This is a genomic window from Paraburkholderia sp. RL18-085-BIA-A (assembly GCF_046027075.1).
Classification (GTDB): Bacteria; Pseudomonadota; Gammaproteobacteria; order Burkholderiales; family Burkholderiaceae; genus Paraburkholderia.
Map to the genome: position 1 here is coordinate 175,637 of NZ_JARESU010000007.1, position 15,198 is coordinate 190,834.

Sequence of the window (15,198 nt, forward strand, 5' to 3'; positions counted from 1 at the left end):
TTGATGAATACAATGCAACGACCTTCCGACTGCCCTTGCGGCGGCGCCGCACCCGACCAGCGCAGCGGCGCCAGGGCGCCCCGCTTCGCGCAATGCTGCGGCCGCTATATCGACGGCGGCGAGCCCGCGCCGCGTGCGCTCGAACTGATGCGCTCGCGTTATAGCGCTTACGTTGTCGGCGCAACGGATTATCTGCGCGCGACGTGGACGCCGCACACCTGCCCCGCCGATCTCGATGCGGACCCGGCGGCACCCGGCGCGCCGCGTTGGCTCGGACTACAGATCAAAGCCTTCGCCGAAACCGACGCCGATCACGCGACCGTCGAATTCGTCGTACGTTACAAGGTGGGCGGGCGCGCGCACCGTCTGCACGAGCTGAGCCGCTTCTTGCGCGGCGACGACGGCTTTTGGCGCTATGTCGACGGCGACGTCAGCGAATAGCGTGCGATCCGACGCGCGCAACCCTTCCACGATCTTTCGCGATGCAGCGGCGCGCAATGCGCCGTACCTGCTTTACTGTGCCTCGAGAACCGAGGCCGTGGGCATCATCTGCGCGGAACACGATGAACACCACCGGCGATTCAATACACGGCGCAAGGTGTTTCTAAGCGGCGCGACGATCCTTTCCTGAAACAGTATGGACGCGACGCGAATCATGGCCAGATAGACCGGATAGGCCGACAAATGCGCCGGCACCCGGCTTGCCGCCGCGGCGCACACATGCAGTCTATGAACGCAGGACAAAAGCGGATAGGGAATGCCAAGCACCTTCTGTACTTTTAAAAACGCAATAAAAAGCGGCATTTGCAGAGCGAAGATTGACAACGAAGTGTTTCCGAACCGCCTCGTCCAACCCACAACTCGCGGCGACGCACGTTGGAGCAAGCTCGCGGAAACAAATATCACGGCGACTTGCGGGGGCAACATCGCACCGTTGTGAAGAAGGACTTCCCAGAATGGCGTCTTTTCCTCTGCCTTACGAAAAATTTAGAATTTTTCTGCAGTTCCTTTCATTTCTATTCGATCGATATTTTAGAATGAAGGATTTCGCGCAACGCGACGTCCATGAAAAATTTATTGATGGTTGGTAGGCAGTATGTGCGGCTTCGCACCTTGCCACATTGCAAACGGGGTTTGCATCGACCGGTTGAAGTTCGCGGCTGTGATTTACCGCACGCATTGCCCTTTTCACACACCACATGGAGAAAGGTAATGAGAACCTTCCGATGTCTTTCCAGTATCGGTTTGTAAACTGAAAGGAGACGTGACAGGTTTTCTTCGTTGAGAATCAGTGGAAGTCGCGAAGCCCGGCCGGAATCTGTTGTAACGACATCTTTTAGGGTTCGGCCAGGCGATGCGTTGTCGCCCTCTTTTGCACAACCGGGCATGGCTTCGGCGCAACGCCTGATGGCGGCAATTGGCCGCGATCTAACCCTCCTCAATCCCCCAAAACACCGCTCGAAACCCGGAGAAATAGGCTCCTTGACTGAGCACGCAATTTTTTCGGCGCGGGTTCTCCTTGATTGCACAAAACAAAATTGTCGTGCCAGGATGAGGCCGTAGCTTCATGACGTCACGTTGCGAGAGCGGGTCGATACCGGCTCCGCAAAATGCGCAGGAGCCCTGCCGATCACCAGACACTGTGGATTCGGCAGCGGGTCTGGGCAGCATGAGTGGCGTTCATCATCGGCGCGTGGGGTCGCGTCGGCCGTTTGGGTTCATCCCGTGAGATGTCGATTGGCGTACATGCGCTTCGCGCATTGCGTACGCGAATGTATTTTTGTTTGTCGAAAAACGTGGACGAAAGGCGAATGTCAGCCACGAATCCGGCAAATAGACAACACGGTGTTCAGGGCAGGTTTTTGAGGCAGGTGCGTGAATGGTGTTCAGCAAGGTTCTGACGAAGTGTGCGGTGATCTGTGCAGCGGCCACGTGCGCTGTCGCAATCGCCCATGCCGATCCGCTCGCCGACACGCAGGCGGGACCGCTGACACGCGCGCACGTGCCGCGTATTGCGCTCGACGACGACCTCTACCTGCCCACCGCGCGCCTGAACGAACGGATCATCCGCGTGCCGGTCGACGCCGACGGCACGGTCACGCTCGAAACGACGATCTACAAGCCGGACGGCGCGGGCCCGTTCCCGATGATCGTGTTCAACCACGGCAAGATTCCCGGCGACCCGCACACGCAGGAACGCAGCGACCCGCTGCCGCTGGCGCGCGAATTCGTGCGCCGCGGCTACGTTGTGGTCGCGCCGAACCGACAGGGCTTCGGCCATTCGGACGGCGTGTATCAGCAGGACGGTTGCGATGTCGAACGCAACGGCCTCGGCCAGGCGGGCGACGTGGCGGCCACGGTCAACTACATGTCGAAGCAGCCTTACGTGGACGCGGCGCATATCGTCGTGGCCGGCACTTCGCACGGCGGCCTTGCGACGATGGCCTACGGCACCGAGGCGGCCCCGGGCGTGCGGGCGCTGATCAATTTTTCGGGCGGCTTGCGGCAGGACGCCTGCACCGACTGGCAGGGCAATCTGACGCGCGCATTCGGCGCGTATGGCGAGAAGTCCAAGGTGCCGTCGCTGTGGATGTACGGCGACAACGATTCGGTCTGGAGCGCGCCGCTGGTGGCCGCCATGTACTCGGCGTACGGCGCGCACGGTGCGAGCGCGAAGATGGTTGATTTCGGCAACTACAAGAACGACGCGCATCGGCTGGTCGGCGACCGCGACGGCGTGCGTGTGTGGTGGCCGGCTGTCGAGGCTTTCCTTGCTCGCGTCGGGATGCCGACGGGCGTGCAGTATCGGGTCGCCGATCCTTCGGCGCCGAAGGCGAGCGGCTTCGCCGCGCTCGATGCAGTGGACGCGGTGCCGTTCGTCGATGAAGCCGGGCGCAATGGGTATCGGAACTTCCTGCATCAGTATCCTAGCCGCGCGTTTGCCGTGTCGGATTCGGGTGCGTGGTCGTGGGCTGAGGGCGGGGATGATCCGATGTCGGTGGCGGTCGCCAATTGCCAGAAGCAGAGCTCGGACCCTTGCCGGTTGTATGCGGTGGATAACTCGGTTGTTTGGGGCGCGCAGTCGTCGCAGACGGCCGATGGCGGGGATGGTTCTTCTGCTGACGGTGATGAAGGGCGGCGTGCCATTGCTAGTCGCGAGTAGCTTAGGTTTTTTGGCCTGCGTGACGGCTGAATAGTTGTGTGCTTTCGGTGTTGTGGGACCGCTGCGAGGCAGATGACTCAGCTCACCTCCTGTTCTGCTCAATATTCGCAGAGGACGCCCCAGCCGGTTTGGTCGCGCTCCCGCTCCTGGTCGCTCCGTCGATAAACTCTCAATGCGGTGCGAACCACCGTGCCACTCAAGGCTATAGCCGACCGGATACGCGCCGTTGCCGGGCGCGGCCTCAGCTATATCTCCCTACGGCCCGCGACTGGGCCGATGATAGAAACGGGGGCTGATTATCTTGATGCCATCGCTAAGTCATCCATAGGATCAATGCAAAGCATCGTCAGCACGGCGAAACCGCGAAGGCGCAGCCAGTCGTCTTAGCCTCATTTAAGAAGACGCGCGTTGCCGCCGAAAGAGCTCGCGCCCCATCACTAGCGCGGCGCGAGCGCTCGCAAGTGGTTTGCTGATACGGGATGGCCAAGCCAACCCCGTCACCTTGCGGCAAGTTTTCTCTCCCCTCAGAACGCCACGAAATCCAGCAGAGAGCGCCACTGCTCACAAAGCCTCTCAACCCGGCGGCCCAGCAAAATTCCCGCCCCGCGGCCAAATTCCCACCCATACCCCCCAACTACTTTGTCGTCGTCAACTCCGCCGATCAGCGACCTTCGCGCGCAAACGCAAACCACCTGCACCGAACAGCGCCGAACCCCGACGCCGCAAGCAAAACCGCCGCTCCAACCCCTAGTGCGCAGCGCGTAATAAACCGCTAATCTCGACCCCGCACGCCCGCCAAGGCAGCGCGCAGCGCCGGAAAAACATGCGCGCAGCGCGCCTGAAAAGGCCCTGAAAAGCCAACCCCCAGCGGCAAGAAAAGCACCCTGGAGTACCCTTTGGAAAAGTCAGCAGCATCCTCAGTTGCCCCTGAAGACTGGGTCGCGCGCAGCCTGCGTGCCGTGTGGCACCCCTGCACCCAGATGAAGCACCACGAGCGTTTTCCGCTCGTGCCCGTCGCGCGCGGTCAAGGCGCGTGGCTCTACGATCGCGCCGGTCATCGCTATCTCGACGCCATCAGCTCGTGGTGGGTCAACCTGTTCGGTCACGCCAACCCGCGCATCAACGCGGCGCTGAAAGACCAGCTCGACACGCTCGAACACGCAATGCTCGCCGGTTGCACGCACGAGCCGGCTATCGAACTCGCGGAGCGTCTTAGCGCGCTCACCGGCAACACGCTCGGCCACGCGTTCTTCGCATCGGACGGCGCATCCGCCGTCGAGATTGCGTTGAAGATGAGCTTCCACTCGTGGCGCAACCGGGGTTTCGCGGACAAGCAGGAATTCGTCTGCATTGCCAACAGCTACCACGGCGAGACTATCGGCGCGCTCGGCGTCACCGATGTCGCCCTCTTCAAGGACGCCTATGATCCGTTGATTCGCCACGCGCATGTCGTGGCGTCGCCGGACACGCGTCTCGCTCAACCTGGCGAAACCGCCGCCGATGTCGCACGCCGCGCGCTCGATAACGTTCGCTCGCTGTTCGAAGCACGCGCCGCGCGAATCGCCGCGCTGATCGTCGAGCCGCTCGTGCAATGCGCGGCCGGGATGGCCATGCACGACGCGTCGTATCTCGCCGGTCTGCGCGCACTGTGCAATCAATACGGCGTGCATCTGATCGCCGATGAAATCGCCGTCGGTTGCGGGCGCACCGGCACTTTCTTCGCGTGCGAGCAAGCCGGCATCTGGCCGGATTTCCTGTGTCTGTCGAAAGGCATTAGCGGCGGCTATCTGCCGCTTTCCATCGTGCTGTCGCGCGATGAAATCTTCGCCGCCTTCTATCACGACGACACCGCGCGCGGCTTCCTGCACTCGCATTCGTACACCGGCAATCCGCTCGCGTGCCGCGCGGCGCTCGCCACGCTCGATCTGTTCGCGAGCGACAACGTCCTCGCCGTCAACGCACAGAAGTCCGCGAAACTGAAGGCCGCACTCGCGCCGCTCGCCGAACACGAACAGGTCCGCAATCTGCGTCAGTGCGGCACCATCTTCGCCTTCGACGCTGTGATCGACGACACCCAACACGCCAAAACTTTCTCGCGCCGCTTCTTCGAAAACGCGTTGCAACGCGAACTGCTGCTGCGCCCGATTGCGACCACGGTATATCTGATGCCCCCTTACATCCTCGACGACGAAGAACTCGCGCTGCTCGCATCGCGCACTCGCGAGACTTTCGAAGCCACGCTCGCGGAGACCCGCTAATGCATTTGCTCGACACACTCGCCGAAGGGCTGAAGGAAATCGACGCGCGCGGCCTGCGCCGCCGCCGCCGCACCGCCGACACGCCGTGCGCCGCGCACATGACCGTGGACGGCCGCTCGATCATCGGTTTCGCCAGTAACGACTATCTCGGCCTCGCCGCGCACCCGCAACTGATCGAAGCGATCGCCGAAGGCGCGCGGCGCTACGGTGCGGGCAGCGGCGGTTCGCATCTGCTCGGCGGTCATTCGCGCGCGCATGCGCAACTCGAAGACGATCTCGCGGATTTCGCCGGCGGCTTCGTCGATGCGCCGCGCGCGCTCTACTTCAGCACCGGCTACATGGCGAATCTCGCCACGCTCACCGCGCTCGCGGGACGTGGCACGACGCTCTTCTCCGACGCGCTGAATCACGCGTCGCTAATCGACGGCGCGCGCCTGTCCCGCGCCGACGTGCAGATCTATCCGCACTGCGATACGGACGCGTTGAGCGCGATGCTCGACGCGTCGGATGCCAACGTGAAGGTAATCGTCTCCGACACCGTGTTCAGCATGGACGGCGACATCGCCCCGCTGCCGCGTCTGCTCGAACTCGCGGAGCGGCACGGCGCGTGGCTGATCGTCGACGACGCGCACGGCTTCGGCGTGCTCGGCCCGCAAGGCCGCGGCGCGATCGCGCAAGCTGCGCTGCGTTCGCCGAACCTGATTTCGATCGGCACGCTCGGCAAGGCGGCGGGCGTCTCGGGCGCGTTCGTCGCGGCGCATGCGACCGTGATCGAATGGCTCGTGCAGCGCGCGCGTCCGTACATCTTCACCACGGCGTCGGTGCCTGCCGCCGCGCATGCGGTGTCGGCAAGCCTGCGCATCATCGGCAGCGACGAGGGCGATGAGCGCCGCGCGCATCTTCAGCAGTTGATCGAACGCACGCGCGCCATGCTGAAAGCGACGCCGTGGATTCCGGTCGATTCGCACACCGCCGTGCAGCCGCTCATCATCGGCGAGAACGAGGCGACGCTCGACATCGCGGCCACGCTCGATCGCGCAGGGCTGTGGGTGCCCGCGATCCGTCCGCCGACCGTGCCCGCCGGCACCTCGCGTTTGCGCATTTCGCTGTCCGCCGCGCACTCGCACGCGGATCTGGACCGGCTCGAAGCCGGCCTGCAACAACTCGGAGCGAACGCGGCATGACCGGCGCGAATCAACCCGCCCTGTCCCTGTTCGTCACCGGCACCGATACGGAAATCGGCAAGACCTTCGTGTCCGCGGCGCTGTTGCGCGGCTTCGTTCGCGCGGGTCTGCAAGCCGCCGCGATGAAGCCGATCGCCGCCGGCGCATTCGAACTGAACGGCGTGCTGCATAACGAGGACGCGGATCAACTCGACGCCGCGTCGAACGTGCTGCTGCCACCGGCCATGCGCACGCCGTATCTGCTGAAGGAACCGGCCGCGCCGCACATCGCGGCTGCGCTGGAAAACGTCACGTTCGACCTCGACCACATCGTCGCGTGCCATGCGCAGGCTGTAGAGCGCGCGGAGATCGTCGTCGTGGAAGGCGTCGGCGGCTTTCGCGTGCCGCTGACCCCCACGCAGGACACCGCCGACCTCGCCGTCGCGCTTAAGCTACCGGTCGTGCTGGTGGTCGGCATGCGCCTTGGCTGCATCAGCCATGCGTTGCTGACCGCCGAAGCAATCGCCGCGCGCGGGCTCACGCTCGCCGGCTGGGTCGCGAACCGCGTCGATCCCGACATGACGTTTCCCGACGAAAACATCGCGTCGATCCGCGAGCACCTCGCTCGCGAATACGACGCGCCGCTGCTCGGCATCGTGCCGCATCTGAGCCCGGCTTCGCCCGAACTCGCCGCCGATCAGCTCGACATCAACCGGCTTTTGCAGACGCTGCGTCATACGCAGCGCTGAGCCACATCATCACATCCATCCATGAGGATTGACCCCATGACGCAACTGAACATCGCTCCGACGCCCGCCGACGCCAGCCACAATGCCAACTCCGCAGCAGGCAGCGCAAAGCAGCTCGCGCGCTGGCGTGTCGCCGACATCGTCGCGTTGTACGAACTGCCGTTCAACGACCTGATGTTCCGCGCGCAGCAAACGCACCGCGAGCATTTCGACGCGAACACCGTGCAACTGTCGACGCTGCTGTCGATCAAGACCGGCGGCTGCGAGGAAGATTGCGCGTACTGTCCGCAGTCGGTGCATCACGATACGGGCGTGCAAGCCGACAAGCTGATGCCGGTCGACGAAGTGCTCGCCGCCGCGAAGGTCGCCAAACAAAACGGCGCGACGCGTTTCTGCATGGGCGCCGCGTGGCGCAATCCGAAAGACCGTCACCTCGAACCGATCAAGGACATGATTCGCGGCGTGAAGGCGATGGGCCTCGAAACCTGCGTGACGCTCGGCATGCTCGAAGCGCATCAGGCGCAAGGTCTGCGCGAAGCGGGACTCGATTACTACAACCATAACCTCGACACGTCGCCGGAGTTTTATGGCCAGATCATTTCGACGCGCACTTACCAGGACCGCCTCGACACGCTCGAACGCGTGCGCGACGCGGGCATCAACGTGTGCTGCGGCGGGATCGTCGGGCTGGGTGAATCGCGCCGTGAACGCGCCGGACTGATCGCGCAACTGGCGAACATGGAGCCGTATCCGGAATCGGTGCCCATCAACAATCTGGTGCAGGTGGAAGGCACGCCGTTGACCGGCACGGAAGCGATCGATCCGTTCGAATTCGTACGCACGATCGCGATCGCGCGCATCACGATGCCGAAGGCGATGGTGCGTCTGTCGGCTGGGCGTGAACAGATGGACGAAGCGTTGCAGGCGATGTGCTTCCTCGCCGGCGCGAACTCGATTTTCTACGGCGACCAGTTGCTGACCACGAGCAATCCGCAAGCGGAGGCCGACCGCAAACTGCTGGAACGTCTCGGCATTCGCGCCGAAGCCGCGCAGCAGATGCCGCTGGATCAAAGCGGCTGCGAGCACGGCTGCGACAAGCACGCTGCGACGAATTGAGCGCGGGCGTCATCGCTCGCGATGAGGCGATGCGCTCGATGAAGCGCGTGCACTGACAAAGGCCGCCTGTTTCACAACAGGCGGCCTTTTCAACATCGAGCCAGAGATTTACTTCTTGTCGACGATGATCTGATCGAACGTCCCGCCATCGGAGAAATGCGTCTGTTGCGCTTTCTGCCAACTGCCGAACATCTCTTCGACGGTGAACGTCTTGATCGGCTTGAACTCCGCTGCATGCTTGGCCAGCACGTTCTTGTCGCGCGGACGGAGATGGTGCTGCGCGATGATTTCCTGCGCGGCCGGCGACCACAGATAGTCGAGATACGCCTGCGCCTCTTTGCGCGTGCCGCGCTTGTCGACCACCCTGTCGACGATCGACACCGGCGGCGCCGCCAGCAGGCTCACCGACGGATACACCGCCTCGAAGCTGCCCGCGCCCACGCCCGAACCGATCAGCGACACTTCGTTTTCGAACGTCACCAGCACGTCGCCGATCCCGCGTTGCGTGAACGTGGTCGTCGCGCCCCGGCCGCCCGTATCGAGCACCGGCACGTTCCTGAAGATCGCCCTTTCGAAGTCGAGCGCCTGCGCGTCGGTGCCGCCGTGCTGCTTGCGATAACCCCACGCGGCCAGGTACGTATAGCGTCCGTTGCCCGAAGTCTTCGGATTGGCGATCACCACCTGCACGCCGGGCTTCGCGAGATCGTCCCAGTCCTTGATGTGCTTCGGGTTGCCCTTTCGCACAAGGAACACCATCGTCGTGGTGTACGGCGCGCTGTCGTCGGGCAAACGTGCGCGCCAGTTGGCCGGCACGAGGTGGCCCCGGTCGGCGAGCAGATCGATGTCGTTGGGCTGGTTCATCGTCACGACATCGGCCTGCAGACCTTGCAGCACCGACAATGCCTGAGCGCTCGACGCGCCGTGCGACTGGCGGATCGCCACGGTTTCGCCGCTCTTCTGCTTGTACTCGGCGATGAAGCTCGCGTTGATGTCCTTGTACAACTCGCGCGTCACGTCGTACGACACGTTGAGCAACGGCGCGTCCGCGTGCGCCGTCGACATGGTGCCCAGCGCGAGCGTGATTACCGTCATGCCGGCCGCCAGCCAGCGCGATGTCCCCGATTTGCCTGCCATCTTGTCCCGCCCGTTTGTGATGAAATTCTGCGGCCGCACCAGCGCGCGGCGTGAAGCGCGATTCTAACGGATCGCTTTCCGGGCCAGCGGCGCGGGTCATGGCCGCTCACGCTGCTCGTGCGCTGCGCGCGAGGCTCGCATGGCAGGCCGCACGCCTCGCCCCATCGCTCACACGAACGCGTGCTGCGCGGCCTCGAAAGCCTCTTCGCGAAAACGCAGCGGTGCCGCGCAATGCACGAGCGTATCGACGAAATATTTGGCGCGCGGCCACGGCCCGAAACCGGCCGCGGTGTTGATATGCCCAGCATCGCCGAGATTGACGAACGCACTGCCGAAACGCCGCGCGAGATCGCGCGAACCGGCGAGCGGCATCCACGGATCGGTTTCGCTGCCGATCAGGATCGACGGCACGCCGAGACGGCTCGCATCGAACGGCCCCGCGAATGCGAATTTCTGCGGGCTTGCGGGCGCCACGAACAGCACGCCGACCACATCGTTCGCATACGACGCCTGCTGCAACGCATGCGCAGTCGCGAGGCAGCCGAAGCTATGCGCGGCCAGCACGAACGGCCCGCGCTCGCGCGCGAGCAGATCGCGCAGCGACTGCGCCCAACGCACGACATCCGGCGCATCCCAGTCGGCCTGTTCGACCCGCAGCGAGCGCGCAAACTGCCGCTCCAGCCATGATTGCCAGTGCGCGCCCTCGCTGCCGTGCAGGCCGGGCACGGTGACGAGCCGTGGCGGCCATATCGATCTGGTGCATGAAAGCATAGGTGCCTCATCGCGAGAATCCGGGTAGCCATTGTCTCGCCGCGAGACTGACGGACGAACCAAGTTTTTGTTCTTTGGTTATGGCACAGCGCGTGGGCAAATCCGCTGGCCAACACGGCCTGCATCTGCAGGCACGAGGCGGGCACGTGGCCCCGAATCCCGCAGGCCCGTGCGCAAGCGCGCGCGATCCGCGTCGAAAAAGTAGAATGAAGCCTATCCATAAAGGAGGAGGCCCCATGCAGCAAGCGTCGTCAGAAGTGCCGCAGCCGTCGCGACGTGGCTTCCTCATCACCCGACCCGACAACGCAGGCGCCTTTCGGACCGTATGAAAATCCTCTTTTACATGCCGCATGCCGACGCCGCCGCGTGGTTGCACGACCTCGCCCGCGCGCTGCCCGAGGCCGATCTGCGCGAATGGCAACCGGGCGACACCGCACCGGCCGACTTCGCGGTCGTGTGGCGTCCGCCGCATGAGATGCTGGCCGGCCGCGACGACCTGCGCGCCATTTTCAATCTCGGTGCTGGCGTCGATGCGATCCTCGCGCTCGAACACGAACAACCCGGCACGCTGCCGCGCAATGCCCAGTTGATCCGTCTGGAAGACACCGGCATGGGTCCGCAAATGGCCGAGTACGTGACGCACGCGGTGCTGCGTTACCTGCGCCGTTTCGATGAATATCAGACGCTGCAAAACGAACGCCGCTGGCAAGTGCTCGATCCGCATCCGCGCGAAACTTTCACGGTCGGCGTGCTTGGTCTGGGCGTGCTCGGTGCTCAAGTGGCGCAAGCGGTCGCGGCGTTCGGGCTGCCGGTGCGCGGCTACAGCCGTGGCGCGCGGCAAATCGACGGCATCACCACGTACGCCGGCGCAGCGCAGTTCGACGCGTTTCTCGACGGCGCGAAGGTGCTGGTGAATCTGCTGCCGCATACGCCGGATACGCGCGACGTGCTGAACGCGCGGACCTTCTCGAAGCTCGCGCGCGGCGCGTATCTGATCAACGTCGCGCGCGGCGGCCATCTGGTCGAAGCGGATCTGCTCGACGCGCTCGCGAGCGGCCAGCTCGCCGCCGCCACACTCGATGTGTTCCGCGAAGAGCCCCTGCCCACCGATCATCCTTTTTGGCGTGAGCCGCGCATCACGATCACACCGCACATGTCCGCGCTGACACTGCGTGAAGAAAGCGTCGAACAGGTCGCGCGGAAAATCGAAGCGTTCATGCGGGAAGAGAGAGTCAGCGGCGTGGTGAATCTCGAACGCGGCTACTGATGGCTTTGAACCGAATTGATCAAGCGAACCGAAGCGAATTGAAAAAGCGCCGCTACGCGCGGCAGGAGACAGATCATGGCCTTACCGCAGCAGGTGAAAATCGTCGAAGTCGGTCCGCGCGACGGACTGCAGAACGAAAAAGAATTCGTGTCGACCGCAATCAAGATCGAGTTGATCAACCGTTTGTCCGCGGCGGGCTTCCGCAATGTCGAGGCGGCCTCGTTCGTGTCGCCGAAATGGGTGCCGCAAATGGCCGACGGCGCGGACGTGATGGCCGGTATCGAACGCCGGACGGGCACGCTCTACTCGGTGCTGACGCCGAACCTGCGCGGCTTCGAAGGCGCGCTCGCCGCGCGTGCCGACGAGATCGTGATCTTCGGCGCCGCCAGCGAAGCGTTTTCGCAGAAGAACATCAATTGCAGCATCGCGGAAAGCATCGATCGATTCGCGCCGGTCGCAGCGGCCGCGAAGCAACATGGCGTGCGGATTCGCGGCAGCGTGTCGTGCTCGCTCGGCTGTCCGTATCAGGGCGAAGTGCCGGTCGCGTCGGTGGTGGACGTGGTCGAGCGCTTCGCGGCGCTCGGCTGCGATGAAATCGATATCGCCGATACGATCGGCGTGGGCACCCCGAAGCGCACCCGCGAAGTGTTCGAAGCGGTGACCCGCGTGTTTCCGCGCGAGCGTCTGTCGGGCCACTTCCACGACACCTACGGCCAGGCGCTCGCGAACATCTACGCGGCGTTGCAGGAAGGCATCGAGATTTATCACGCGTCGGTGGCGGGGCTAGGCGGCTGCCCGTATGCGAAGGGCGCGACCGGCAACGTCGCCACCGAAGACGTGCTGTATCTGATGAATGGCCTCGGCATCGAGACCGGCATCGATCTCGCGCAGGTCGTGGCGATCGGCGATTTCATCTCGACGGAGATCGGCCGGCCCAACGTGTCGCGCGCCGGCAAAGCGCTGCTCGCCAAGGCGCGCAGTGAAGCGGCGAACTGCGTTTGAGTTCATCCGAGCGGGTTCGACTTTCGCGCTCACCAAAACATTCACACATCAATCAGGACCTGAAGCGATGACTGACCACGTGTCCCTCGAATCCGACGATCTCACCGCGTTGCCCGACTCGGCCCGCCGCGTCGCGCTGTTGTTGCGCGAACGCGGTCACGCCGGGCGAGTCGTGATGTTGCCGGAGACCGGCAAGACTTCCGCCGAAGCCGCCGCCGGACTCGGCTGCTCGGTCGCGCAGATCGCCAAGTCGATTCTGTTTCGCCGCCGCGACGACGATACGCCGGTGCTGGTGGTTGCAAGCGGCGCGAATCGCGTCGACGAAAAGAAGGTGGCCGCACAGGTCGGCGAGATCGGCCGGGCGGACGCGAAATTCGTCCGCGAAAAAACTGGCTATGCGATTGGCGGTGTCTGCCCGATCGGTCACGCCACCGAGCCGGTCACGCTGATCGACGCCGATCTGCTCGCGCTCGACAGCCTGTGGGCCGCCGCGGGTCATCCGCATGCGGTGTTCAATCTGACAGCGCAGGAGTTGATCGCGTTGACGGGCGCGCCGGTCGTGGACGTGGCGTTGCGCGAGACCGCGTGACGCGATGACCGCACGCATGGATCACGCAGACGAACACGGGGCTGTGTTGTCACCTTGCATCGGCGTGTGCACGATGGATGCGTCCACCGGCTGGTGCGAAGGGTGCCTGCGCACCATCGACGAGATCGCCGGCTGGTCGCTGTTTGGTGACGACGAGAAGCGCGCGGTATGGGACGCCATCGAGCTACGCCACGCGCAGTGCATGGCGAACCAGACCAAGGTGAAGCGATGAACACGCCGCCGCGCATCGTCACGATCGGCGAGACGTTCAGCTCGACGCTGGAATTGTCGGCGGACTCGGTGAAATCGTTCGCCACGCTCGTCAACGATCTCAACCCGCTGCACCACGACGAGAGCTATGCCGCGCAAAGCCGCTTCGGCGGTCTGATCGCGTCCGGCACGCAGCCGACCGCGCATTTCATGGCGCTGCTGGCGACGCATTTCTCGACTTACGCGCAACCGCTCGGCCTCGAGTTCGATATCAAGCTGAAGAAGGCCATCCATGCGCACGACTCGCTGATCATCCGTTGGCGCGTGCGTGACGCTTACTGGAAGCCGAGCCTGAACGGCGATCTGACGCACCTCGAAGGCACGGTGGTGAACCAGCGCGGCGAGACGGTGTTGATAGGCAGTTCGACCATTCTCGTGATGCCGAAGCCCGAAGCGCACGTGCTCGCGCGGGTCCCCACACCATGATTACGCTGCCGGACACGATCCGGGTCTTCGAACGCGGCTGGCTTTCGTCGAACAACGTGTTGCTGGTCGACGCCGCCTGCGCCGCACTCGTCGACACCGGCTATGCGACGCACGCGCCGCAAACGCTCGCGCTGCTGCGGCAAACGCTCGGCGTGCGACCGCTCGATCTGATCGTCAACACGCATCTGCATTCGGACCATTGCGGCGGCAATGCGCTGTTGCAGGCGGCGTGGCCGTGCCGCACCGTGATTCCCGCATCCGAAGCCGATGCCGTGCGCGACTGGGACGAAGCACGCCTCACCTTTCGCGCGACCGGTCAAACTTGCGAGCGCTTCGATTTCACCGGCACGATTGCGCCCGGCGCGCAATTGCGGCTCGGTGCGCTCGACTGGCAAGTACTCGGCGCGCCAGGCCACGATCCTCATTCGCTGATGCTGTACTGCGCGGACGAGCGCATCCTGATCAGCGCGGACGCACTGTGGGAAAACGGCTTCGGCGTAATTTTTCCCGAGCTGGAAGGTGAGAGCGGGTTCGCTGAAGAACAGGCCGTGCTCGACGCGATTGCCGGGCTGGACGTGCGCCTCGTGATCCCTGGCCACGGTGCGCCGTTCACGAACGTCGAACAGGCGCTTGAACGGGCCTTTTCGCGCGTCGCGTGGCTGCGCGCCGATCCCGCGCGCAACGCGAGGAACGCGTTGAAGGTGCTGATCGTGTTCAAGCTGCTCGAAATCCGCGCGATGAGTTTCGATACGCTGCTGCAAATGCTCGACGCCGCCGCCGTGATGCGCGCCGCGGCGTCGATGCTCAAGCCGCGTGGCGAATGGCCCACGCTGGTGAAGGACATCGTTGGCGAGTTGGCGGCAAAAAATGGACCGCTGGAGATGGATGGCACGCGGATCGTCGCGCGCCGGGCGTAGTGTGCTGGTGCTAATGTGGGCGTTAGTGCATTGAGCTTGTGCGGGAAAGGGCCATCAGACCCTCTGCACACTAAAACCTCGCCACAAAAAGAAAAGCCGCTCGACCATCAAGGCGAGCGGCGGAAATTCTGTCGGACGTGATCAGCGTCGCTATGAATGATACGCGTGGCGGTTTTTGCACCGCATCGGTGATTTCCCTACAGAACTTTGACGTGGTCTTTTAAAGCCGCATACACGCGGTGTCACGAAAGCCCCAACATTACGTAGCTGATGTGCCATTGGCCCGCTCATACGAACAATGACGCACAATCGCAACCGCAAGTTATTCCGGAATCCGTAGCATTGCCATCGAATAACTCAACATGACGTTTAT

The 15,198-nt window shown here is 63.7% G+C and carries 15 protein-coding genes; 12 read left to right on the plus strand and 3 right to left on the minus strand.

Annotation, left to right across the window (positions count from 1 at the left end; genetic code table 11):
- Window positions 1-3 precede the first annotated feature (3 nt).
- Window positions 4-441, plus strand: coding sequence for a YchJ family protein (locus P0D89_RS07455; protein WP_408376321.1), 438 nt, complete (start codon window positions 4-6; stop codon window positions 439-441).
- 72 nt (window positions 442-513) lie between these two features.
- On the opposite strand, the gene P0D89_RS07460 is transcribed toward P0D89_RS07455, so the two are convergent.
- Entirely contained in the window at window positions 514-825 is a 312-nt protein-coding gene (locus P0D89_RS07460; RefSeq protein WP_408376322.1) for a hypothetical protein, read from the minus strand.
- Between the two features lie 1,054 nt (window positions 826-1,879).
- Between P0D89_RS07460 and P0D89_RS07465 the strand changes: the two genes are divergently transcribed.
- From P0D89_RS07465 to bioB, 5 genes are all read left to right on the plus strand, one after another.
- Entirely contained in the window at window positions 1,880-3,163 is a 1,284-nt protein-coding gene (locus P0D89_RS07465; RefSeq protein ID WP_408354440.1) for a dienelactone hydrolase family protein, read from the plus strand.
- Window positions 3,164-4,059: 896 nt separating this feature from the next.
- Window positions 4,060-5,421: an adenosylmethionine--8-amino-7-oxononanoate transaminase gene (gene bioA / locus P0D89_RS07470; protein WP_408376323.1), complete on the plus strand. Its 1,362-nt coding sequence runs from the start codon at window positions 4,060-4,062 to the stop codon at window positions 5,419-5,421.
- Window positions 5,421-6,605 carry an 8-amino-7-oxononanoate synthase gene (gene bioF, locus P0D89_RS07475; RefSeq protein ID WP_408376324.1) on the plus strand — a complete coding sequence of 395 codons (1,185 nt, stop codon included), beginning with the start codon at window positions 5,421-5,423 and terminating at the stop codon, window positions 6,603-6,605. Before bioA ends, bioF begins: the two co-directional genes overlap by 1 nt.
- Window positions 6,602-7,333 carry a dethiobiotin synthase gene (gene bioD / locus P0D89_RS07480; RefSeq protein ID WP_408376325.1) on the plus strand — a complete coding sequence of 244 codons (732 nt, stop codon included), beginning with the start codon at window positions 6,602-6,604 and terminating at the stop codon, window positions 7,331-7,333. The genes bioF and bioD overlap by 4 nt, the downstream gene beginning before the upstream one ends.
- 36 nt (window positions 7,334-7,369) lie before the next feature.
- Window positions 7,370-8,449 carry a biotin synthase BioB gene (gene bioB / locus P0D89_RS07485; protein WP_408376326.1) on the plus strand — a complete coding sequence of 360 codons (1,080 nt, stop codon included), beginning with the start codon at window positions 7,370-7,372 and terminating at the stop codon, window positions 8,447-8,449.
- Window positions 8,450-8,557: 108 nt separating this feature from the next.
- On the opposite strand, the gene P0D89_RS07490 is transcribed toward bioB, so the two are convergent.
- Together P0D89_RS07490 and P0D89_RS07495 are read right to left on the minus strand one after the other, a co-directional pair.
- Window positions 8,558-9,583 (minus strand): sulfate ABC transporter substrate-binding protein, encoded by a 1,026-nt coding sequence (locus tag P0D89_RS07490; RefSeq protein ID WP_408376327.1) that lies wholly within the window; start codon window positions 9,581-9,583, stop codon window positions 8,558-8,560.
- A gap of 168 nt (window positions 9,584-9,751) precedes the next feature.
- Complete coding sequence (locus P0D89_RS07495; protein ID WP_408354458.1) at window positions 9,752-10,354, minus strand: RBBP9/YdeN family alpha/beta hydrolase; 603 nt, start codon at window positions 10,352-10,354, stop codon at window positions 9,752-9,754.
- Window positions 10,355-10,679: 325 nt separating this feature from the next.
- On the opposite strand from P0D89_RS07495, the gene P0D89_RS07500 reads away from it, so the two are divergent.
- From P0D89_RS07500 to P0D89_RS07525, 6 genes are all read left to right on the plus strand, one after another.
- Window positions 10,680-11,621: a 2-hydroxyacid dehydrogenase gene (locus P0D89_RS07500; RefSeq protein ID WP_408354460.1), complete on the plus strand. Its 942-nt coding sequence runs from the start codon at window positions 10,680-10,682 to the stop codon at window positions 11,619-11,621.
- Between the two features lie 75 nt (window positions 11,622-11,696).
- On the plus strand, window positions 11,697-12,623 hold the full coding sequence (locus P0D89_RS07505; protein ID WP_408376328.1) for a hydroxymethylglutaryl-CoA lyase: 927 nt from the start codon (window positions 11,697-11,699) through the stop codon (window positions 12,621-12,623).
- Window positions 12,624-12,690: 67 nt separating this feature from the next.
- Window positions 12,691-13,212 (plus strand): YbaK/EbsC family protein, encoded by a 522-nt coding sequence (locus tag P0D89_RS07510; RefSeq protein ID WP_408354466.1) that lies wholly within the window; start codon window positions 12,691-12,693, stop codon window positions 13,210-13,212.
- A gap of 4 nt (window positions 13,213-13,216) precedes the next feature.
- Window positions 13,217-13,444, plus strand: coding sequence for a DUF1289 domain-containing protein (locus tag P0D89_RS07515; RefSeq protein ID WP_408354469.1), 228 nt, complete (start codon window positions 13,217-13,219; stop codon window positions 13,442-13,444).
- Window positions 13,441-13,908 (plus strand): MaoC family dehydratase, encoded by a 468-nt coding sequence (locus tag P0D89_RS07520; protein WP_408354472.1) that lies wholly within the window; start codon window positions 13,441-13,443, stop codon window positions 13,906-13,908. The genes P0D89_RS07515 and P0D89_RS07520 overlap by 4 nt, the downstream gene beginning before the upstream one ends.
- Entirely contained in the window at window positions 13,905-14,825 is a 921-nt protein-coding gene (locus tag P0D89_RS07525; protein ID WP_408354475.1) for an MBL fold metallo-hydrolase, read from the plus strand. Before P0D89_RS07520 ends, P0D89_RS07525 begins: the two co-directional genes overlap by 4 nt.
- Window positions 14,826-15,198: the final 373 nt, after the last annotated feature.

What these genes read in the sequence shown, in the direction of transcription:
- P0D89_RS07510 (WP_408354466.1), top strand. Translation starts at nt 12,691, where the DNA reads ATGACTGACCACGTGTCCCTCGAATCCGACGATCTCACCGCGTTGCCC.
- P0D89_RS07515 (WP_408354469.1), top strand. Translation starts at nt 13,217, where the DNA reads ATGACCGCACGCATGGATCACGCAGACGAACACGGGGCTGTGTTGTCA.
- P0D89_RS07490 (WP_408376327.1), bottom strand. Translation starts at nt 9,583, where the DNA reads ATGGCAGGCAAATCGGGGACATCGCGCTGGCTGGCGGCCGGCATGACG.
- P0D89_RS07525 (WP_408354475.1), top strand. Translation starts at nt 13,905, where the DNA reads ATGATTACGCTGCCGGACACGATCCGGGTCTTCGAACGCGGCTGGCTT.
- bioD (WP_408376325.1), top strand. Translation starts at nt 6,602, where the DNA reads ATGACCGGCGCGAATCAACCCGCCCTGTCCCTGTTCGTCACCGGCACC.
- P0D89_RS07495 (WP_408354458.1), bottom strand. Translation starts at nt 10,354, where the DNA reads ATGCTTTCATGCACCAGATCGATATGGCCGCCACGGCTCGTCACCGTG.
- P0D89_RS07455 (WP_408376321.1), top strand. Translation starts at nt 4, where the DNA reads ATGAATACAATGCAACGACCTTCCGACTGCCCTTGCGGCGGCGCCGCA.
- P0D89_RS07520 (WP_408354472.1), top strand. Translation starts at nt 13,441, where the DNA reads ATGAACACGCCGCCGCGCATCGTCACGATCGGCGAGACGTTCAGCTCG.
- P0D89_RS07500 (WP_408354460.1), top strand. Translation starts at nt 10,680, where the DNA reads ATGAAAATCCTCTTTTACATGCCGCATGCCGACGCCGCCGCGTGGTTG.
- bioB (WP_408376326.1), top strand. Translation starts at nt 7,370, where the DNA reads ATGACGCAACTGAACATCGCTCCGACGCCCGCCGACGCCAGCCACAAT.
- bioF (WP_408376324.1), top strand. Translation starts at nt 5,421, where the DNA reads ATGCATTTGCTCGACACACTCGCCGAAGGGCTGAAGGAAATCGACGCG.
- P0D89_RS07465 (WP_408354440.1), top strand. Translation starts at nt 1,880, where the DNA reads ATGGTGTTCAGCAAGGTTCTGACGAAGTGTGCGGTGATCTGTGCAGCG.
- P0D89_RS07505 (WP_408376328.1), top strand. Translation starts at nt 11,697, where the DNA reads ATGGCCTTACCGCAGCAGGTGAAAATCGTCGAAGTCGGTCCGCGCGAC.